Genomic DNA, 20,544 nt, shown 5'->3' with positions numbered 1-20,544 from the left:
TCAAAAAAGCCGCCTCTTCCGAGACGGCTTCCCATGGTGCAAAAATTATCGTCGCGTCAGAACGTAGCCGCCAAACGCGTCCCTTGGTTGATCGCGCGCTTTGCGTCCAGTTCGGCGGCCAGATCCGCGCCGCCGATCACATGCGGAGTGATGCCGCGTTCAATCAGTGCATCCGCAAGGCTGCGTTCTGAAACCTGACCGGAACACAGAACAACCGTATCTGCCGCGATAACGGTTGGGTCCGCGCGCTCTTCGCCAAAGCTGATATGCAGGCCGTCGTCGTCGATGCGTTCATAATTGACGCCGCCAACGAAGTTCACGTCCTTCATCTTGAGCGTCGCGCGGTGAATCCAGCCGGTGGTTTTACCCAGACCCTTGCCGTGCGCCTGTTTTTTGCGCTGCAGCAGCGTCACCTCGCGCGCCGGGGCTGCAGGCTGCGGTCCTTCGGGGGCCAGACCCGAGCGGTGTTCTGCTGGGTCGGCTACGCCCCATTCCTTCATCCACGCAGGCAGGTCCGTGGTGATGCTGTGACCGTCTTCCAGCAGAAACTCGGACACGTCGAACCCGATGCCGCCGGCACCGATCACGGCGACGGATTTGCCGACCTCGGCCTTGTCGCGCAGAACGTCGATATAGCTGATGACATTCTCGCGGTCTTGCCCGGGGATTTCCGGGTCGCGTGGGTTGACGCCGGTCGCAATGACGACTTCATCAAATCCGGTCAGGTCCTCGGCGCTGACCTCGCGGTTCAGTTCGACCTTCACCCCCAGATCCTCAATCATGGTGCGATACCAGTCGACCAGTCCCCAGAATTCTTCTTTACCCGGAACCTGCTTGGCCATGTTTAACTGTCCGCCCACTTCGGCGGCACGGTCGAACAGGGTTACGTCATGGCCGCGCTGGGCAGCAGTCATCGCGGTGGAAAGACCGGCCGGACCTGCGCCCACGATGGCGACCGACTTGGGTGATTGCGTGTCTTCGATGACCAGTTCAGTCTCATGACATGCGCGTGGATTGACCAGGCACGAGGTCAACTTGCCGCCGAACGTATGGTCAAGGCAGGCTTGGTTGCAGGCAATACAAGGCGCGATCTTCGCGGACTGGCCCGCGATGGCCTTGTTCACGAAATCCGCATCCGCAAGCATCGGACGCGCCAGCGACACCATGTCAGCGCAGCCCGTGGACAGAACCTCTTCGGCGACTTCGGGGGTGTTGATCCGGTTCGACGTGATCACCGGAATGTTCACCTCGCCCATCAGTTTCTTGGTCACCCATGCGAAGGCCGCGCGGGGGACACTGGTGGCGATAGTCGGGATTCGCGCCTCGTGCCAGCCGATGCCGGTGTTGATGATCGTCGCACCAGCCTCTTCGACCCGCTTCGCCAGCTCCACAACTTCATCATAGGTCGAGCCATTGGGCACAAGGTCAATCATCGACAAGCGGTAGATGATGATGAAATCAGTTCCCACGGCTTCGCGCGTGCGGCGCACGATTTCGATCGGCAGGCGCATCCGGTTTTCGTAAGAGCCACCCCAGCGGTCCTCACGCTTGTTGGTGTGGGTCACAAGGAACTGGTTGATGAAATACCCCTCGGACCCCATGATCTCGACCCCGTCATAGCCCGCTTTCTGGGCCAGAGCAGCCGCGTTGACGATGTCGCTGATCTGCTTCTCAATACCTTCCTCGTCCAGTTCGCTGGGCGGGAACGGAGAGATCGGCGATTTAACCGGGCTGGGCGCCACACATTTGGGACCATAGGCATAGCGGCCTGCGTGCAAGATCTGCATGGCAATCTTGCCGCCCGCTTCGTGCACGCGCTGGGTAACGATGGAATGTTTGGCAACCTCGTCATCGTTGGTCATCATCGACGCGCCCGGAAGAACCGAGCCCTCAAGGTTCGGACCGATCCCGCCTGTCACCATAAGCGCGACACCGCCGCGCGCACGGTCGGCATAGAATTCAGCCACGCGATTCCAGTCGCCTGTTTCCTCAAGCCCTGTATGCATCGAGCCCATCAGAACGCGGTTTTTCAGTGTGGTGAAGCCCAGATCAAGCGGGGCCAGCATATTTGGGTACGCAGTCATGGCAAACTCTCCCTCCCGGATTTTCAGCGTTAGATTGATGTTCGCGTCAACTTTGTCACGCGAAACCTTGCGTCACGGTCTATGCTGTCGCACCGGCAGTTGATACAGACGGATCGTTACAGGAAAAAGAGACCAAGTATGACCCCTGATCAGATCGCGAAACTGCCCTATCGTCCTTGTGTCGGGCTGATGCTTATGAATGCGCATGGCCAGATTTTCGTGGGCCAGCGCAACGATCGCCACAAGGACGCCTGGCAGATGCCGCAAGGTGGGGTCGACAAGGGCGAAGACCCGCGCGATGCGGCCCTGCGCGAGCTTTGGGAAGAAACAGGGGTGACCGCTGATCTGGTCGAGATCGTGGCCGAAACGCCTGGTTGGCTGCCTTATGACCTGCCGCATGATATCGTCCCGAAGATCTGGAAAGGCCGCTTTCGTGGGCAAGAGCAGAAATGGTTTCTGCTGCGCTTTTCAGGCCGCGACGATCAGATCAACATCGAAACCGATCACCCTGAGTTCACCCGGTGGAAATGGCAGGAGCCTTCGCGCTTGGTGCAAGAGATCGTGCCGTTCAAACGTGACGTTTATGAACAGGTTGTTGCCGCCTTTGCCGAACACCTGTCATAAAGTGTCATGCGCATCGAGGACATCTGGCCCAAATACCGTGCGCGCCTGAAGGCGTTTTTGCACTCACGCGTTGCGAATGCAGCGGATGTGGACGACCTGTTGCAAGAGATTTCGGTCAAAGTGTTTACAGGTTTGCCCGCGCTGAAGGATCCGTCCAAGTTGCAGCCATGGCTTTTTCAGACCGCAGATCGAACCATCATTGATTTCTATCGCAAGTCCGGCCGCGCGCAGGCGCACCCGGATGACCTGTGGTATCACCGTGATGACCCCGAAACCCGGCAGGATCTGGAACGCTGCGTTGAGCCGTTCATTCGCGGTCTGCCCGCGGAAACGGCGGATATGCTGATGGCTATAGATATCAACGGCATGCCTCAGAATGATTACGCTGTGGCACACGGGCTACCGTATTCGACACTCAAATCCCGCGTGCAGAAAGGTCGGGCTGAGTTGCGCAAAGCGTTTGAAAACTGCTGTGATATCACAATGGATTCCCGCGGAAACATCGCGGATGTGCAGGTAAAATCAGAAAGCTGCAAAAAATGTTGATCTGAACGTCGTCTTTTTGGCGCGGGCTTCGTCTGACAGATGAAACCACCAAAAGGAAACGAAGATGATCCGTATCATTAGCTTTAAAATCTGCCCCTTCGTGCAGCGCGTAACCGCGTTGCTCGAGGCCAAGCAGATACCTTATCAGATTGATTACATCAGTCTCAGCGATAAGCCCGAATGGTTCCTTGACCTCTCGCCAACAGGTCAGGTGCCTGTTCTGGTGACCGAAGGCGGCACGCCGCTTTTCGAGTCAGACGCGATTGCGGAATATCTCGACGACATATCCGCGCCGCTGCAATCCGATTTGACGCCCGAGCAACGCGCCCTGAACCGGGCTTGGAGCTATCAGGCCAGCAAGCATTATCTTGTCCAGTGCAGCGCGATGCAAAGCGCCGATTTGGCGACGTTTACCGAGCGCATGTCAAAACTGAACGCCGCCTTTGCCAGGGCCGAGCAGACAATGGGCAGCGGCCCGTTCTTTGGCGGCGAGACGCTGGGCAATGTCGATATGGCGTGGCTGCCGTTATTGCACCGCGCTTCGATCGTCGAAGCGCATAGCGGTCATGACATGCTGGCGCATTATCCCAAGGTGAAGGCATGGCAACAGGCCGTGTTGGCGACAGGGATTCCGCAAAAGTCGGTATCCGAAGATTTCGCCGTTCGGTTTACAGATTTTTATCTGGCCGATCGCACCTGGCTGGGGCGTGGCGCTAACCAGAACGAAGCACCCACGTCGGTCCAGACACGTCAATCGCGCGGATGTTGCGGTTGATACGATCACCGTCCTGCACGTTGACGTGAGGGGGCGTAGCCCTGTCCAGGGCTCGCCTCTAACTGTTGGGTATCCGCCAGACCTTGCGGCGTTGCCCGAGGTCCATCGTCAATGCCGGGGGGGGCTAAATGCGTTTACTACTGATCTTGCTGCTACCCCTGCTCGCCGCCTGCGCCAGTGTCGAGCGGTTGGCTCTGCCCGCTGCGGTCCCATTGCCGGACGGTGCTCTGACGCAATCTGCGCCACCGCCCGGTGCGCGTGTGGATCACAGCGACTGGACCGTGTTCCTGAACCGCTATGTCGCTCCGGATGCGCAAGGGGTGAACCGAGTGGCTTATGGGCAGGTAACGCAGGCCGACCAAGTCAGGCTGGATGGATATCTGACCACGTTGCAGGGGGTCGATCCCGCCGATCTGACGCGCGATCAGCAATTGGCCTATTGGATCAACATGTATAACGCGGTGACGGTGGATGTGATCCTTGAGAACTACCCCGTCGCCTCGATCCGCGACATCAAGGACGGGCCGTTGTCGATCGGTCCGTGGAACCGACCTTTGGTAACGGTGGCCGGGCAAACCCTGACCTTGAACGACATCGAGCACCGCATCATCCGACCCAACTATGCCGAGCCGCGCATCCACTACGCGCTGAATTGTGCAGCTGTAGGCTGCCCCAACCTGATGGACCGCGCCTGGCAGGCTGAAACGCTGGAGCGTGATCTTGCCGCCGCCGAACGCGCCTATATCAACGACCCGCGCGGTGTTCGGTTCAATGATAATGGCGGGCTGATCCTGTCCAAAATCTTCATCTGGTTCCGCGAAGATTTTGGACCGAACGAACAGGCGGTCTTAGCCTATATCCGAACCGTTGCCGATCCGGATCTGAAAACGCGCCTACAAGACGTGCGCCGCGTCAGCGCCTACAAATACGATTGGTCTCTGAACGACGCGGCGGCTGGTTTCTAACAAACGGGGTCAGAGCAACCCTTCGGCGCGAAGCAATTCTTGCATGTTCGCCTCGGGACGGGGGCCGATATGGCTGATCACTTCGCGGGCGCAGACATTGCCTATTTTGGCGCAGGTCTCGTAATCGCGGCCCGTGGCCATGCCAAACAGGAACCCGGCGGCGAACTGATCGCCCGCGCCGGTGGCATCGATGGGCACAACCTTTTCGACGGGCACATCAACCCGTTGCCCTTCATACAACACCGTCACACCATCGCCTGAGCGGGTACACACAACCAGAGGGCAAATGTCCGCGGTCTTTGCCAGTGCCTCTTCCAGATCGTCGGTTTCGAACAGGGATTTGATTTCTGCTTCGTTTCCGATGACGAAATCCAGTTCGTTTTCGATCAGCAGCAGGAAATCGACACGGTGACGTTCCACGCAGAACGGGTCGGAAATGGCAATCCCGGCCTTGCCGCCGCCCTTGTGACAGGTGCGCGCGGCCTCAAGAAAAGCGGCCTTGCCCTTTTCCTTGTCAAACAAATAGCCTTCAAGGAACATGATCTGGCTATTGCCCGACACATCCGCGGACACGTCGGTCGAAGACAGCTCGGACGAAATCCCCAAATAGGTGTTCATCGACCGTTCCCCATCGGGCGAGACAAAGATCATCGAGCGCGAGGTCGGCAGTTCCCCTCCCGGCACCGGAGGGTTGACGAAGTCGACGCCCTCTTCGTTCATCGCATCCGCATAGAACCGGCCCAAAGCGTCGTCGTGCACACGCCCGATAAAGGCTGCATCCAGCCCCAGCGCCCCGGCCCCTGCGATGGTGTTGGCGACCGAACCGCCCGGCGTCTGCACCCGGCCTTCCATCGAGGCATACAGTACCTCGCCGCGTTCCTGCTCGATCAGTTGCATGATGCCTTTTTCGATGCCCATCAGCTCCAGAAAGCTGTCATCGGCCTGAGAGATCACGTCCACGACGGCGTTGCCGATACCGGTAAGCTGATAGGTTTTCATAGGTTCTTGTCCTCAAATTCGCAGAGATCGCGGATGATACAGGTTCCGCACAGGGGTTTGCGCGCCTTGCAGTGATAGCGGCCATGCAGGATAAGCCAATGATGTGCATGGAGTTGAAAGTCGGCGGGGATATTGTCCTCGATGGCGCGTTCCACCGCGTCCACGGTCTTGCCGGGGCAAATTCCAGTGCGGTTGCCGACGCGGAAGATATGCGTATCCACCGCCTGTGCCGGTTGCCGCCACCACATGTTCAGCACCACATTGGCCGTCTTGCGCCCTACGCCGGGCAGGGATTGCAGCGCCGCGCGGGAATTAGGCACCTCGCCGCCATAGTCGTCGACCAGAATGCGGCTGAGTTTTATGACGTTCTTTGCCTTTTGGCGGAACAGGCCGATGGTCTTGATGTGCTCGATCAGGCCCTCTTCGCCCAGATCCAGCATCTTTTGCGGGGTGTCGGCGATCTTGAACAACGCGCGCGTGGCCTTGTTGACACCCGCATCGGTCGCCTGCGCCGACAGCGCCACGGCCACGACAAGGGTATAGACGTTCACATGCTCAAGCTCGCCCTTGGGTTCGGGGTCGGCGTCCTGAAAGCGCGTAAAGATCTCGCGGATCGTGTGGTAATCAAGTTGTTTTGCCATCCGCGCCTTAATGCCGCCCAAGGGCCGGTGACACAAGCCTAAAGCCAATGCGCAGGTTTCGGGTCGCCGGAGCGCTGCCACCGCGATATGGTTCGGGCAACACAAGAGGTGAGAGTCATGAATGTTCAAACCCCCGAAAGCGGATACCACTACAACGTCATGCGGCGCGCGATTGAACTGATTGATCAGGGCGGCGAATCCCTGTCTCTGGAAGAACTGGCCGATCAGATGGACATGAGCCCGGCCCATTTCCAGCGTCTGTTTTCACGCTGGACCGGGGTGTCACCGAAACGGTATCAGCAATACCTGACGCTGGGCCATGCAAAGGCCCTGCTGCGCGAGCGTTTCACCACGCTGGAAACCGCGCATAATGTGGGTCTATCCGGGTCAGGCCGCCTGCATGATCTGTTCCTGAAATGGGAATCCATGAGCCCCGGCGAATACGCGCGCAAAGGCGCGGGTCTTACGATTTATTGGGGCTGGTTTGACTGCCCCTTTGGTCCGACGCTGGTGATGGGTACTGACAAGGGCATCTGCGGCATGGCCTTTGGTGCGGAAACCGGCGAGGCCGCCGCGATGGAAGATATGACCTCGCGCTGGCCCAAGGCGGACTACGTCGAGGATACCGAAAAGCTGCGCCCATGGGTCGAGGCATCGTTTGGGGCGAACCGTGGGGAAACTCCGCTGCATCTGATTGGCTCCCCCTTGCAGATCAAAGTTTGGGAGGCGCTGATGCATATCCCTTCGGGGCAGGTCACAACCTATTCCGAGATCGCGCAGCGGGTGGGGTCTCCGCAGGCGGTGCGGGCCGTAGGCACGGCGGTCGGGCGCAATCCGGTCAGTTGGCTGATCCCCTGCCACCGGGCTTTGCGAAAGTCGGGCGGTCTGGGGGGATATCACTGGGGTCTGCCGGTCAAACGCGCGATGCTGGCCTATGAGGCCGCGCAGGCGGATGCCTGAACACAATGCGAGGCACCCTAGGGTGCCTCACAACTGGATTATGTCCGAACGCGGTTACTCGGCGGCCCAGCCGCCGACGGCCTTGACCTCAAGGAAGTCTTCAAGGCCCCAGACGCCGCCCTCGCGACCATTGCCGGATTGTTTCATGCCACCGAACGGAGAACCCGCGCTGCGCGACTGGCCGTTCATTTCAACCATTCCCGACCGAAGCATTCGCGCCATGCGGTTGGCACGGCTTCCGTCCTGCGTCTGGACATAGTTTGTCAGGCCATAGGGTGTGTCATTGGCGATCTCGACGGCTTCTTCCTCGGTGTCGAAGGGGATCATGGTCAGGACCGGGCCAAAGATTTCCTCGCGCGCAATGGTCATCTGGTTGTTGGCATCAGCAAAGACGGTGGGGCGCACGTAGTAGCCCTTGTTCAACCCCTCGGGCCGACCGGTGCCACCTGCGACCAGACGCGCGCCTTCGTCGATGCCTTTCTGGATCAGGTCCTGAATCTTGTTCCACTGAAGCGCGTTCACCACGGGGCCAATATGCCGGCCTTCTTCCTGCGCGTTCCCGACCGAAACCATGTTGGCAACCTGTGCGGCCGTCTCGATCGCCTGATCGTAGATCGGGCGTTGCACCAGCATACGGCTGGGGGCGTTACAGCTTTGGCCGGTGTTATTCATCATGTGTAAAACGCCGCGTTTGACGGCCTTTTCATCGGCATCCGCAAAGACGACGTTTGCGCCCTTACCGCCCAGCTCAAGATGCACTTTCTTCAAGGTATCTGCGGCGTTTTTCGAAATCGCCGTGCCCGCGCGGGTCGAGCCGGTGAAGCTGATCATATCCACATCTGGATGCGCCGACAGTTGCGAACCCACGCCCACACCATCGCCGTTCACTAGGTTGAACACGCCTGCCGGGAACCCGGCCTCGTCCATCATCTCGGCAAAGATCATCGCGTTCAGCGGGCTTTGCTCGGACGGTTTCAGAACCATGGTGCAGCCCGCAATCGCAGCCGCGCCCACTTTGAGCGTGATCTGGTTCATCGGCCAGTTCCAGGGTGTGATCAGGGCGGCGACGCCCACAGCTTCATAGATGATCCGGTCGTTGGGGGCGTGATCCCCTAAGGGGCGTTCGAACTGAAACGCCTTGGCTGCACGGACGAAATTTTTCAGGTGATAGACACCGGCGCCAGACTGCTGCGTGCGCGCCATATCAATCGGAGCACCCATTTCCAGAGACATGGCTTGCGCCAGATCTTCCGAGCGCGACAGGTAGATCTCGACCAGCTTTTCAACCAGCGCAATGCGCTCTTGCACCGGGGTTGCCATCCAGCCGGGCAGGGCGGCTTTGGCGGCAGCGACTGCGGCGTTGGTATCGTCGGCGCCTCCAAGTGAAATCACCGCGCAGGGGTCTTCGGTCGAGGGGTTGATGACCTCAAAATCGTTGGCCTGTGCAGGGGCGACCCACTGGCCGTTAATATAGAAGTTCCGCTTGTCGATCATGGCTCCACCTTTCCACAAATATTCTCCGACCGATCGGTCGGTTTTGTGGGCACTTTGTCACCCCGGTCAGCAAGGGGCAAGGGGGCAATTCCAAATGCGCGGCCGTATGAGTAACGCAGTTTTGTGACTCAGCCTCAAATGATTGGTTTAACTTGTCGGCAAAGTGATTAAATTTGCGTCAGCCGATTTCGGCTTATCAGCAGGAAAGGAGACGCCCCATGGGTTTGCGCATTAACGACACCGTCCCGAATTTCACTGCAGAAACGGATCAGGGAACCATTCAGTTTCACGACTGGATTGGTGACAGCTGGGCCATTCTGTTTTCGCACCCCAAGGATTTCACCCCGGTCTGCACCACCGAATTCTCGGCAGTGGCCCAACTGAATGATGAATGGGCTGCACGGAATACCAAAGTTCTGGGTGTGTCCGTCGACGGCGTCGAAGACCACAAAAAGTGGAAGAAAGACATCGAAGCTTATGGCAATGCCAACCCCGGTTTCCCGATCATCGCGGATGACGGGCTGGCCGTTTCCAAGGCTTTTGACATGCTGCCGGCCGAAGCGTATTTGCCGGATGGGAGAACGCCGGCTGACAGTGCCACGGTCCGTTCGGTCTTTATTATTGGTCCCGACAAGCAGTTGAAACTGTCGATGACCTATCCGATGACCGTAGGCCGTAACTTTGCAGAAATCCTGCGCGCCTTGGACGGCTTGCAAATGAGCGCCAAGGGCGTTGCAACCCCGGCCAACTGGATTCCGGGCGAAGACGTGATCATTCCACCTGCGGTTTCGAACGAAGAAGCCAAGGCAAAGTTTGGTGAGTTTGAGACGATCTTCCCTTACCTGCGCAAAACCAAGGCACCCAGCTAAGACACAGGGCGGGGCTAAATGCCCCGCTTATCCGCTGTGCGCATAGGTTCGATCTTATGCGCCGATCACGCTGCGGGCCGCTGCGGGTGTTGATAAAGCTTCGCGCGGTAAGCGGCGCGCTTGAACTCTCGGGAAATTTTGTCACCAAGTGGAGGGCGGGTTTGAATCGTAGACCCGCCGATCTCGTTGGCGACCTCTTGATTGCCGCTGCCTAGCAGCGCCAGGATCGGCTGGCCCGTCAACCAGTGCATTTGTAGGAACGTGTCAATCGGGCGGTCGATTTTGTTGGTGGCCTCAAGCAGCCGCTCGGCCGCACGCCGTCCGACCAACTGACACACGCATTGCAACCCGATCACCTTGGGCAGGATCAGTCGCATGTCGTTGCGCCGGGCCAGCACCTGCGCCGCAATTTCGCGCTGCTTTACCGGAATGCGGATGTAATGGTCAGGTGTCGCGATTGGGGTGAGCATCTTCAGCGCCTCGTCCATCCGGCAGGGGTCAACGCGCAGGTCGTCCTCGGTGATGATGGCTAGGTCGATCTTTTCATCCACCAGCTTCTGCCAGATTCGGCGATGGCTTTCGAACACTCCGATTTCTGCTGGTCGCAAATTGAACGGGTATTCGGGACGATGCAAATTGCCGGGAAACAACTCTACATCTGCGATCTGGTCAGAATTGCGACCATTCACAGCCTCGAATAGTTCGGCGTTTGGCAGATTAGCGCACAGCTTTTCTGCGTTGGGCCGCCGGGCCGTACTTGAGGACATGTGAATTACAAAAGAGCGCATGCACAAGTGCATAGAACACGCGCGCAATCTGGGAAAGAGAAACCAGAGGGTAAGAAGGGCAAAATACAACTATAGGTCTGGTCAGTTGCCGAAATTCCCTCAGGGCTTGTGCGATTGATCTGTCACATGGTCTGAAAGAGTTTGTTTGGCAACGAATTGGCGGGTGCGGCTTTCAGAATGGAAGTGCGCCTCGGTTCGTAAATTAGACCTTTTGTGATAGGGTGTGCCAATTGAGCTGACCAACAGGCACACGGATACAAACATCGAGCATTCACACTGTGCATTACAGGAGAAGACGATGGCATTTACAGATTGGTATGTCGAAGGTGAGGCTTTCGGGAATTGCAACTGCGGCTATGCCTGCCCTTGCCAGTTCGAAGAATTGCCTACACACGGGAACTGCCGTGGATTTGAAGTTCTGGAAATTTCAAAGGGGCATTTCGGCGACACGGACCTCGTCGGGGCGAAGGCTGCGTTGATTTACGCGTGGCCCGGTCCGATTTTTGAAGGCGGCGGTGAGATGCAGGTTATCATCGATCCAAGCGCCTCGGATGCGCAGCGCGCGGCGCTGGAAAAGGTCTTTCACGGTGAAGAGACCGAAGAAATGGCGACCCATTGGTTCGTCTTTCGGGCGATGTGCAAAACCGTTCACGAGACGCTGTATTTGCCAATTGATTTCGAGATGGACATGGAGAGGCGCACGGCCAGTGTTACCATCGGCGATGTGCTCAGTTCGACCGGACGGCCGATTCAGGCCCCGCATGGGGGAGGAGAGCACAGGGTGCGGATCGACATCCCCGGTGGGATCGAATTCACTCTGGCGGAAATTGGCAATGCATCGACCAAGGCGAATGCGGCGATCAAATTGGATTTGAACGACAGCTTTGGACAATGGCATATCATGAAACATGGACCGTCCGGCGTGGCCCACTAAACAAAAGACCCCGGCCATAACCGGGGTCTTTCACTATTTTAGAAAAGAGTTCCCGATTACTCGGCGTCTTCTTTCTTTTCTTTCTTCTCAGGCACGATCTCTTCGCCGGTTTCCTGATCGACGACTTTCATCGACAGGCGGACCTTGCCGCGATCGTCAAAGCCCAGCAGCTTGACCTTTACTTCCTGACCTTCTTTCAGAACATCCGACGGATGGTTCAGGCGGCGGTTTTCGATCTGGGACACGTGCACCAGACCGTCGCGCTTGCCAAAGAAGTTTACGAAGGCACCGAAGTCGACGATCTTGACCACTTTACCAGTGTAGATCTGACCTTCTTCCGGCTCGGCCACGATCGAATAGATCATGTCATAGGCCTTCTGGATCGATTCACCATCCGGCGAGGCGATCTTGATGACGCCGTCGTCGTTGATGTCGACCTTGGCACCCGAAACCTCAACGATTTCGCGGATGACCTTCCCGCCCGAACCGATCACTTCGCGGATCTTGTCGGTTGGGATGTTCATGGTCTCGATGCGCGGAGCGTGGACCGAGAACTCGTTGGTCTCGGACAGGGCTTTGCCCATCTCGCCCAGAATGTGCATCCGGCCGTCCTTGGCCTGTGCCAGGGCTTTCTCCATGATTTCGGGCGTGATGCCCGCAACCTTGATGTCCATCTGCAGCGAGGTGATGCCGTTTTCGGTACCCGCCACTTTGAAGTCCATGTCGCCCAGGTGGTCTTCGTCACCCAGAATGTCCGACAGGATGGCATAGTTGCCGTCATCTTCCAGGATCAGGCCCATGGCCACACCAGCAACCGGCGCTTTCAGCGGAACGCCCGCATCCATCATCGACAGCGAACCGCCGCAGACCGATGCCATCGAGCTGGAGCCGTTGGATTCGGTGATCTCGGACACGATGCGGATCGTGTAAGGGAAGTCGGTCGCCGCAGGCAGAACCGCCTGAAGCGCACGCCACGCCAGCTTGCCGTGGCCGATCTCACGACGGCCGGGGCCACCCACGCGGCCAACTTCGCCAACCGAATAGGGGGGGAAGTTGTAGTGCAGCAGGAAGTTCGATTTGAAGTTGCCATGCAGCGCGTCGATGAATTGTTCATCGTCACCGGTGCCCAGCGTGGTCACGGCCAGCGCCTGCGTTTCACCACGGGTGAACAGGGCAGACCCGTGCGTCCGCGGCAGCATGGAGGTTTCTGCAACGATCGAACGGATGTCGGTCGTCGAGCGACCGTCGATCCGCTTGCCGCCTTTGACAACGTCACCGCGCAGAATGCCAGCTTCCAGCTTTTTCATCGCGGACCCGAGGTTGGCGTCTTCCAACTGTTCCTCGGTCAGCGCTTCCTTGATCGTTTCACGGGCAGCGGCAACAGCGGCGGTCCGCTCTTGCTTGTCGGTGATTGCAAACGCGGCGCGCATCTGCTCTTCACCGGCTGCCGAAACAGCGGCATAGAGGTCCGCATAGTCGGGTGCTGCGAATTCGAACGGCTCTTTCGCGGCGTCTTCGGCCAGAGCGATGATCAGGTCGATGACCGGCTGAATTTGCTCGTGCGCGAAGGTCACGGCGCCCAGCATTTCGGACTCGGACAGTTCGTAGGCTTCTGATTCCACCATCATCACGGCGTCTTTGGTGCCGGCCACAACCAGATCCAGACGCTGTTCGGGGTTCAGGCGCAGGTCCTGCATGTCGTCCACGGTCGGGTTCAGGACGTATTCGCCATCCACGAAACCAACACGGGCACCGGCGATCGGGCCCATGAACGGCGCGCCGGAAATGGTCAAAGCAGCCGAGGCCGCGATCATCGCTACGATGTCGGGATCGTTGACCAGATCGTGGCTCAGCACGGTGCACATGACCAGAACTTCGTTTTTGAAGCCGTCAACGAACAGCGGGCGGATCGGACGGTCGATCAGACGCGCGGTCAGCGTCTCTTTCTCGGTCGGGCGCGCCTCGCGCTTGAAGAAGCCACCCGGAACCTTACCGGCGGCATAGTATTTCTCTTGGTAGTGCACGGTCAGCGGGAAAAAGTCCTGACCGGGCTTTTGCTGCTTGGCAAAGGTCACGTTCGCCATGACGCTGGTTTCGCCCAGCGTGGCGATCACGGTGCCGTCCGCTTGACGGGCAACCTTGCCAGTTTCCAGTGTCAGCGTCTCTTCGCCCCACTGCATTGATTTCTTTGTTACATCAAACATTTGCGTATCCTAAAAGGGAGCGCTCCCGGCCCTCCGGGTCTCCCGTTTTGCATGGCGGCCCCATTGCCGCCGACCCCATTTTATCTTCCGTTCGAGTGCCGGGGTCAGGGCACAACGTCTCAGATACCCGCGCGCATACATGAGATTGCAGCCAAAGGAAAGCGAAACCGCATAGTGGGGCAATTGACGGCAATCCCACCCATCGGAACAACGTTCCCGAACAGACCAGGCTTTCGTTCGAATTTGTTTGAATAAATGCGGCAATTCGAATGCGTTTTGCAAAAATATGATGTCAGTGTAAGCTGTTACCACTGAACCCGCGGTCGAAAAGACGGAAACGCGCCAAGGGGGTACAATACTCATATCCGTCAGTCGGCCGAATACCTTGGCGTTTGCACCTAGCGGACAGAGGGGCAGTCGAATGGCTCAGACGAAGAAAATGCTGGATCCGGATCCCCGGATTTATGACTTTGAAACCGAATACGAACTTGGGCAGGATAACGTCCGACCTTTCGGTTTGGACATCCACAACCCGGTATTCCTGATCTCAAGTATCCTCATATTTGCGTTCGTTCTGATCGCATTGGCCAATCAAGAGGCCGCAGCGACGTTCTTTGGATGGCTTCGGCCATGGCTGACCAGTACGTTCGATTGGTTCCTTGTTCTTTCCGTGGATGCAATCACACTGTTTTGCCTTGCGCTGATCGTCTTGCCTGTCGGCAAGGTACGGATCGGCGGCAAAGACGCCAAACCCGATTATTCCTATGCGGGCTGGATTGCGATGATGTTCGCAGCCGGGATCGGGATCGGCTTGTTGTTCTTCGGTGTGATGGAACCGGTCTATTACAACTTTGCCGAGGACGGAAACGCAGTTCCGCTGGGAATTGATATCGCGGTGCCCGGCAACGAATATGCCGGTATCGTCGGTACGATCCACCATTGGGGGCTTGAGGGCTGGGCCGTTTACGCAGCCGTAGGCCTTGCGCTGGCCATCTTCAGCTACAACCTTGGCTTGCCACTGACCTTGCGGTCGGCTTTCTATCCGATCCTAGGCGAACGCGTATGGGGCTGGTGGGGTCATATCATTGATACCCTGGCTGTTTTCGCCACGTTGTTCGGCCTGACAACCTCGCTTGGATTGGGGGCGCAGCAGGTGGCTGCGGGCCTTTATGAGGTGTTCGGTATCGAACCCAGTCCGACGGTTGTTGTGCTGCTGATCGTCGGTATCACGATGATTGCGCTTGGCTCGGTCCTTTTGGGCATGGATGCAGGTGTCAAACGGCTGAGTGAGATCAACATGATCATGGCCGTTGGTCTGTTCCTGTTCGTGATCGCCGTCACCGGTGTTGGAACAGCCATTGCGCGGTATTTCAACGTGATGACAGATTACGTGCTTCACTTACCAGCCTTGTCCAACCCGTTCGGGCGAGAAGATACCAGCTATTTCCACGGCTGGACGACCTTCTACTGGGCCTGGTGGATTGCATGGTCGCCGTTTGTGGGCATGTTCATCGCCCGTATCTCGAAGGGCCGCACAGTGCGCGAGTTCGTTATCTGCGCGTTGCTGGCACCCACAGCGGTTTGCGCCCTGTGGATGTCAACTTTCGGCGGTGCCGCGATTGACATGCTGAACGCAGGCGGAGCGGAAGGTGTCCGCGCCACCGTGATCGACAGCTATGCCCCCGAAGGCGCGCTGTTTGGCTTCCTGAAAGAGCTTCCGCTTTATGGTATCGTCGCACCGATCGCGTTGATCCTGATCGTGGTGTTCTTTGTAACCTCGTCGGATTCCGGTTCGCTGGTGATCGACACGATCACCGCGGGCGGCAAGATGGATGCTCCGGTGATCCAGCGCGTGTTCTGGTGCACACTGGAAGGGCTGGTCGCAATCGCGCTCTTGCTGGGCGGCGGATTGGTTGCCCTTCAGGGTGCGGCGGTCTCGACCGGTATTCCGTTTACGATGGTTGTTCTGATCATGTGCTATTGCCTCTGGCTGGCGCTCAAGTCAGAGAAAGCCAAGATGTAACAACGTTCGAATGAGATCTGAAACGCCCGTCATTTGGCGGGCGTTTCTTTTTGGTTAGAGACTGCGCAATGAGAAATAACCCGCACTTGAGGGCCGCGATTGGGGCAGTTGCGCCTAGTGCTGATCCGAGGACGCAAGGCCGTCAATAAGGGGCTTGTCATTGGCCCGGTGCCGTTCCACCAGCTTTCGCACCTGTTTGCCCTTCTGCGGGATATATCGGGCGGAATGTGTCTGGAATTGCGGCTCGCAGCATTCGGGGAACAGCTCCAGAATCTCTTTTCTGGAATCCTCGGGGACGGATTTCAAAGCCTCGGGCCCGGTAAACAGGCTTTCGGTCGGTGCCCCGTTGGACCAGATGATTTCATGCGCATCGAACAGGATGTGGAAATACTCAACCCCATTCGGTGCCGTTTCCAGAGTTTCCACACCGTCCAGAGAAATCAGTTTTTTCGCCGAGATCAGAACGTCTTTGCATTCGAACATGCGCAAGGCGACAGCCGACGAAACAAGAACGCGGTGTTGGGGTGAAACGATCAGGTCCCGCTTGGGGTATCCAACCCCCAGCGCATTCGCCCGGATTACAATGGGTCTGAGCCTTGGCTGGGCGTCAAGATTAGCTTGGGTCAACGCGCGCGATCCGATCCAGCGAATTGGCTTAAAGCCGTTGTCATAAGTCAGGACCTGATCCGAGATTTTCAAGTCTTCAACCGCCACTGGTCCTTCGCGGGTCTCAATGAGTGTTCCAGCTGCAAAACACAGGACGTCGATAAATTCGCCGGCCGCGTTTGTGGGGCCGGTTTCCGACTGGTCAATCTCAATTGTGTTGTCGCCGCTGTCATTCCAGGCCGCCGCAATTGCGTCCGTGTTGACGGTCAGCCCGTTGAACAATTGCAGCGGGACCAGCGGACCGTTGTCTTCTTTTACACCGTACAGTTCGATGGTGCCGTCGGGGTTCACCTCTAGGCGGACGACGGGTTCGCCGTTGGTATTGCCAAGCTGCCAGACGGCGGGCGTGTCAATTTCGTACCGGTCGCCATCGGCAAACTGAACAGTCTGCCCTTCCGTTTGGACAATTTGGAATTGAAGTTCATTCTCAGCGCCCGCTGGCCCGCCAATGAACAGGTCAACATCGTTGATCCGAATGCTGAAGCTGTTGTCCAGTGTGTCAAAATCAATGACGAAACCGTCACCTGCGGACGTATCAGTGAACGTGGCGGAGTCACCGTTTGCGATGCTGAAATTTGCCATTTGAGGGTCGACCAGTCCTGAGAATCTAGACGAGAACAAAATACTTTGTTCCCTTGTTTGACGAACCGACTAATGGCCCATCCCGGAGCGTTCGAAAAGAGTGTTCCGACAATTACCTTGCAGGACTTTTTGAAAAATCTCTTAAGTTTCGGTGTTTTTGGTAAACCCTTGGGCGATCGTGCCGGACGTGTTCAATGCCCGCCCTGTTTGCGCGACGGATTGTAGTTAGGACTGCCCGAGCCGTCCAAATAAGCCCGTTTTTTCACGGTGGCGCCCATCTTCGAACGCATAATTGAACAACTCTATGTCCTGGGCATACACGCGGCCAACGATGTCGCGGGTTTCTTGGTCATAGTAATCCCGATAATCCGTGCGCTTCGACTGTTTGCGGTGCCGAATAACGAGACGCCGCATTCCAATCTGTTTCAGCGCCTTGCGAAGATCGTCATCAAACCGTTCGAATCGCCCGACAAAGTCCAGGGGCATGTTTCCTGATGCGTCGGTCAGGTATAGATATTGCGGTTGAAAATAGCGGATTTGCAGAAATTTTTCGGGATCTTGAGAAAGGGCCTGCGCGAATTCTTTGAAGGACCCATGTTCAGTTACCTCGGTGATTTCGGGCCGTCTTTGACACACGTAATGATACCCCGAAACAAAGCGGTCCCATGGATTGCGCACAAAGCTGAACTTATAATAGTCATTGGCGTCCGTGCCCAACAGGTCAAAGTACTGAGAGATATAGTCGATATTTTTATCGCGCGGGTCGCGGGGATTGACTTGCCGCCCAAAAAAGCGGTCCCGTTTCAGAACCGTAGTCACAGTTGATCCGCCGGACTTGGGGATGTGGACGAAGATCACCTTGATGTTCGGAAAAATGGGCATCGGTTTTCCCTTGGGGCGCGGCTGTACGAACTTGCCAGGCCGAGCCGAGTTGTCGGCATCGGCCTGTTTCGGGTCGTCAGGATTATGGACCTGCCGGACGTTTTTTGTGCGTTAGAATCGATAGGCGACACGTGCCGTGATGGTGCTCAGGTCAAAGTCCGAGTCGTTTGGTGCGTCGTCAAAATCGCCGCTCACATCGCGATAGGTGTAGTCTGCGCCGGCAAACCAGCGGTCGTTGAAGTTGTACTCCACTCCCAAGCCGATGTTGAAGCCGTCCAGCGTCGTCTGGCTTTCCCGGTCAAATTGCGCACTTGGGTGGACCCGCAGTCTGGACCATGACCAGCCCAAAGCGCCGTAGAACATGAAATCGCCGTTCACGTACCCGACCCGGCCACGAAGGTCGGCGAAATCCATCACTTCCCGCGTTTCGGGGTCGCCCTTTTCGACGACATGAGACAGGTTCGAATACCGGACTTCAGCGCCATAGATCATATCGCCGCGCTGCATGTTATAGCCAAACAGCGCACCAAAGCTGCGGCCGTTGTCGGGATCGAACGAGGCATTTCTTGTGCCGCCGGACAGAACTGGAAAATCCGTTGTTCCGTCTGCTGCGGCTGCGCCAATTTCAAGCCCCGCATAGACACCCTCAAACGCGCTTGCGGCAGACGTGCTATCCGCATGGGCCACGTCAGGAACGGCTTGCACCAGTGGGATCAGGGACAAGAGGGCAAACTTCCTCATCCAAACTCTCCTTAAACAATTACGCAAATTACATGATGACTTGTGTCAGGGTTGAGGGGAATCATAGGGCAGCCGCCCGGAGTGGAAAAGAAAATGTAGAAAACGTTAAGATTTTAGGCGGGTGTTGGTGCCAAAAAACAAGACATCGGCTCGCGATCAGCGGTCCTGCGGTGCGGCTTTAGGAATTCCGAGGTTTTGGCAGGTGTCCCAATTCGATTCCGGCTATCGAATCGCAGCCTGAACTTGTCTATGGGCCAAACAAAAACGCCCACCGTTTGGTGGGCGTTAAAGTCAAAAATCCGGGGTTTCGAACCCGAAAACACCGTTTGGTGTTTAGCGGCGGATGCCCAGTTTCTGGATCAGGTCCTGGTAACGCGCTTCTTCCTTGCCCTTCAGGTAGTCCAGCAGCTTGCGGCGCTGGGCGACCATTTTCAGCAGACCGCGACGACCGTGGTTGTCTTTTTTGTGGGTCTTGAAGTGCTCGGTCAGGGTGTTGATGCGCGAGGTCAGGATTGCAACCTGTACTTCAGGCGAACCGGTGTCGCCGTCCTTGGTTGCGAATTCTTTCATGACGCGTGCTTTTTCAGCGGCAGTAATCGACATCGGGGTCTCCTTGTAAAAGGTTAAAGTTGATGGCGCAGGCCGGGATGTCGTCCAGCGCAGGCCCATGGAGAAAACCGCACCGATTCCGGAACGGATGCGCGCGTATAAGCGGAATTGGGATAAATGGCAAAGGGATTCTGTGCGGCTTAACCCGTCGCCGCCAGTTGCTCCAGATCTCCTTCGGAGATCAGTTGGATATCATCGGCGGTCAGCCCGTCGGCGTGCAGCAACTGCGCGACGTGCTGGCCGTTGATCGAGACATCGGTCAGGGTCGCGTCCTCGGTATCTGGTTCGATCTGAATGTCGGGGTCTTCCTCACCCTCCCATGAGATCAGCAACTTGTCCTGTCCCGGCTGGAAATCCATGACGGTGACCGCCTGATCCTCCTGTTCCGGAATGATAATGATATCGTCGCTGCCGTCACCGCCGGTTACGATATCCTGGCCATCAGCCAGAATGGTGTCATTTCCGTCACCTCCGTTCAGGAAATCCACCGTACCGTCTGAACCCATCAAGACGTCGTCGCCATCGCCCCCGAACAGGATATCCTGTCCCTCGCCACCGTCCAGATGATCATCGCCGTAGCCGCCATGCAGGGCATCTTCACCTGCGCCGCCGATCAGGGTGTCGTCGTCTTGCCCGCCATATAGCTCATCCCCACCCGTGCCGCCGTCCAGAATGTCGTCGCCGACATGCCCAAACAGGGCATCGTCCCCCTCGCCACCGGTTAATTGGTCGTCCCCAGCTTCACCGTGCAGGACATCATTGCCATCTTTGCCAAGAAGGAGGTCTTCACCTTCGCCGCCGTGCAGAGTGTCGTTACCTTCCCCGCCTGCAACAGTATCGTTGCTACCGTAGCCATTGATCTGGTCGTCGCCATCCTGCCCGGTCAGGATGTTTGGACCCTCTGACCCTGCAACAATCAAATCGCCCTGAAATTCGGATATCACTGTCCCTGTCGAGGGTTCAGCAGGGATGTCTCCGGTTTCGTCAACATCCAACAGGTTGCCTTCTGAAACCTCCTGCGGCTCATCCTCGACGGTTTTCTGGTCTTCAAGGTCTACGTCGGCCTCAAAAACATCACTAATCGCATAGGCTGCGCCACCAACTGCGGCGAGGCCCAGCAATCCGAAAAGAAACATGACATCCCTCCGCAAACGTGCT

19 protein-coding genes are annotated in these 20,544 nt (G+C 57.4%); 8 read left to right on the top strand and 11 right to left on the bottom strand.

The features are described from left to right. Positions 1-56: 56 nt before the first annotated feature. Positions 57-2,084: an NADPH-dependent 2,4-dienoyl-CoA reductase gene (locus RUESEDTHA_RS05755; protein ID WP_180885189.1), complete on the bottom strand. Its 2,028-nt coding sequence runs from the start codon at positions 2,082-2,084 to the stop codon at positions 57-59. Positions 2,085-2,222: 138 nt separating this feature from the next. On the opposite strand from RUESEDTHA_RS05755, the gene RUESEDTHA_RS05750 reads away from it, so the two are divergent. From RUESEDTHA_RS05750 to RUESEDTHA_RS05735, 4 genes are all read left to right on the top strand, one after another. After that, positions 2,223-2,708 carry an RNA pyrophosphohydrolase gene (locus tag RUESEDTHA_RS05750; RefSeq protein WP_180885187.1) on the top strand — a complete coding sequence of 162 codons (486 nt, stop codon included), beginning with the start codon at positions 2,223-2,225 and terminating at the stop codon, positions 2,706-2,708. A 6-nt stretch (positions 2,709-2,714) separates the two neighbouring features. Beyond that, the gene (gene sigZ, locus RUESEDTHA_RS05745; RefSeq protein WP_180885185.1) at positions 2,715-3,254 is read left to right on the top strand and encodes an RNA polymerase sigma factor SigZ; all 540 of its coding nucleotides are present in this window, start codon (positions 2,715-2,717) and stop codon (positions 3,252-3,254) included. A 64-nt stretch (positions 3,255-3,318) separates the two neighbouring features. Continuing rightward, entirely contained in the window at positions 3,319-4,029 is a 711-nt protein-coding gene (locus RUESEDTHA_RS05740) for a glutathione S-transferase family protein (RefSeq protein ID WP_180885183.1), read from the top strand. Between the two features lie 128 nt (positions 4,030-4,157). Then, positions 4,158-4,994 (top strand): DUF547 domain-containing protein, encoded by an 837-nt coding sequence (locus RUESEDTHA_RS05735; RefSeq protein WP_180885181.1) that lies wholly within the window; start codon positions 4,158-4,160, stop codon positions 4,992-4,994. 9 nt (positions 4,995-5,003) lie between these two features. Here RUESEDTHA_RS05735 and RUESEDTHA_RS05730 read toward each other — a convergent pair whose 3' ends face one another. Together RUESEDTHA_RS05730 and nth are read right to left on the bottom strand one after the other, a co-directional pair. Then, positions 5,004-5,993, bottom strand: coding sequence for an adenosine kinase (locus RUESEDTHA_RS05730; RefSeq protein WP_180885179.1), 990 nt, complete (start codon positions 5,991-5,993; stop codon positions 5,004-5,006). Then, positions 5,990-6,634, bottom strand: a complete 645-nt coding sequence (nth, locus tag RUESEDTHA_RS05725) for an endonuclease III (RefSeq protein ID WP_180885178.1) — start codon at positions 6,632-6,634, stop codon at positions 5,990-5,992. Before nth ends, RUESEDTHA_RS05730 begins: the two co-directional genes overlap by 4 nt. A gap of 117 nt (positions 6,635-6,751) precedes the next feature. Between nth and RUESEDTHA_RS05720 the strand changes: the two genes are divergently transcribed. Then, entirely contained in the window at positions 6,752-7,594 is an 843-nt protein-coding gene (locus RUESEDTHA_RS05720) for a bifunctional helix-turn-helix domain-containing protein/methylated-DNA--[protein]-cysteine S-methyltransferase (RefSeq protein WP_180885176.1), read from the top strand. A gap of 54 nt (positions 7,595-7,648) precedes the next feature. Here RUESEDTHA_RS05720 and RUESEDTHA_RS05715 read toward each other — a convergent pair whose 3' ends face one another. Next, positions 7,649-9,088 (bottom strand): aldehyde dehydrogenase family protein, encoded by a 1,440-nt coding sequence (locus tag RUESEDTHA_RS05715; protein WP_180885174.1) that lies wholly within the window; start codon positions 9,086-9,088, stop codon positions 7,649-7,651. Between the two features lie 218 nt (positions 9,089-9,306). Here RUESEDTHA_RS05715 and RUESEDTHA_RS05710 point away from each other — a divergent pair, with 218 nt between their 5' ends. After that, positions 9,307-9,957, top strand: coding sequence for a peroxiredoxin (locus RUESEDTHA_RS05710; protein ID WP_180885172.1), 651 nt, complete (start codon positions 9,307-9,309; stop codon positions 9,955-9,957). 65 nt (positions 9,958-10,022) lie between these two features. Here RUESEDTHA_RS05710 and RUESEDTHA_RS05705 read toward each other — a convergent pair whose 3' ends face one another. After that, on the bottom strand, positions 10,023-10,745 hold the full coding sequence (locus RUESEDTHA_RS05705) for a glycosyltransferase family 25 protein (RefSeq protein WP_180885170.1): 723 nt from the start codon (positions 10,743-10,745) through the stop codon (positions 10,023-10,025). A gap of 298 nt (positions 10,746-11,043) precedes the next feature. On the opposite strand from RUESEDTHA_RS05705, the gene RUESEDTHA_RS05700 reads away from it, so the two are divergent. Beyond that, a complete protein-coding gene (locus RUESEDTHA_RS05700; protein WP_180885168.1) occupies positions 11,044-11,679 on the top strand; it encodes a DUF1326 domain-containing protein in 636 nt (211 codons plus the stop codon). A gap of 56 nt (positions 11,680-11,735) precedes the next feature. On the opposite strand, the gene pnp is transcribed toward RUESEDTHA_RS05700, so the two are convergent. After that, positions 11,736-13,883, bottom strand: a complete 2,148-nt coding sequence (pnp, locus tag RUESEDTHA_RS05695; RefSeq protein ID WP_171240353.1) for a polyribonucleotide nucleotidyltransferase — start codon at positions 13,881-13,883, stop codon at positions 11,736-11,738. Between the two features lie 421 nt (positions 13,884-14,304). Between pnp and RUESEDTHA_RS05690 the strand changes: the two genes are divergently transcribed. Beyond that, entirely contained in the window at positions 14,305-15,906 is a 1,602-nt protein-coding gene (locus tag RUESEDTHA_RS05690; RefSeq protein ID WP_180885166.1) for a BCCT family transporter, read from the top strand. Positions 15,907-16,020: 114 nt separating this feature from the next. Here the strand turns inward: RUESEDTHA_RS05690 and RUESEDTHA_RS05685 are convergent, their stop codons facing one another. The 5 genes from RUESEDTHA_RS05685 to RUESEDTHA_RS05665 form a co-directional block, all read right to left on the bottom strand. Next, positions 16,021-17,154 carry a Hint domain-containing protein gene (locus RUESEDTHA_RS05685; RefSeq protein WP_180885164.1) on the bottom strand — a complete coding sequence of 378 codons (1,134 nt, stop codon included), beginning with the start codon at positions 17,152-17,154 and terminating at the stop codon, positions 16,021-16,023. Positions 17,155-17,379: 225 nt separating this feature from the next. After that, positions 17,380-18,036, bottom strand: a complete 657-nt coding sequence (locus RUESEDTHA_RS05680) for a sulfotransferase family protein (protein WP_180885163.1) — start codon at positions 18,034-18,036, stop codon at positions 17,380-17,382. Positions 18,037-18,147: 111 nt separating this feature from the next. After that, complete coding sequence (locus RUESEDTHA_RS05675; protein ID WP_180885161.1) at positions 18,148-18,777, bottom strand: outer membrane protein; 630 nt, start codon at positions 18,775-18,777, stop codon at positions 18,148-18,150. 333 nt (positions 18,778-19,110) lie between these two features. Then, the gene (rpsO, locus tag RUESEDTHA_RS05670; RefSeq protein ID WP_171122921.1) at positions 19,111-19,380 is read right to left on the bottom strand and encodes a 30S ribosomal protein S15; all 270 of its coding nucleotides are present in this window, start codon (positions 19,378-19,380) and stop codon (positions 19,111-19,113) included. Between the two features lie 146 nt (positions 19,381-19,526). After that, positions 19,527-20,522: a calcium-binding protein gene (locus RUESEDTHA_RS05665; RefSeq protein WP_180885159.1), complete on the bottom strand. Its 996-nt coding sequence runs from the start codon at positions 20,520-20,522 to the stop codon at positions 19,527-19,529. Between the last annotated feature and the right edge of the window lie 22 nt (positions 20,523-20,544).

Source organism: Ruegeria sp. THAF57 (assembly GCF_903914075.1).
Lineage (GTDB): Bacteria > Pseudomonadota > Alphaproteobacteria > Rhodobacterales > Rhodobacteraceae > Ruegeria.
Note: the sequence above shows the minus strand (reverse complement) of the source record. Positions and strands in the feature narration are given on the sequence as shown.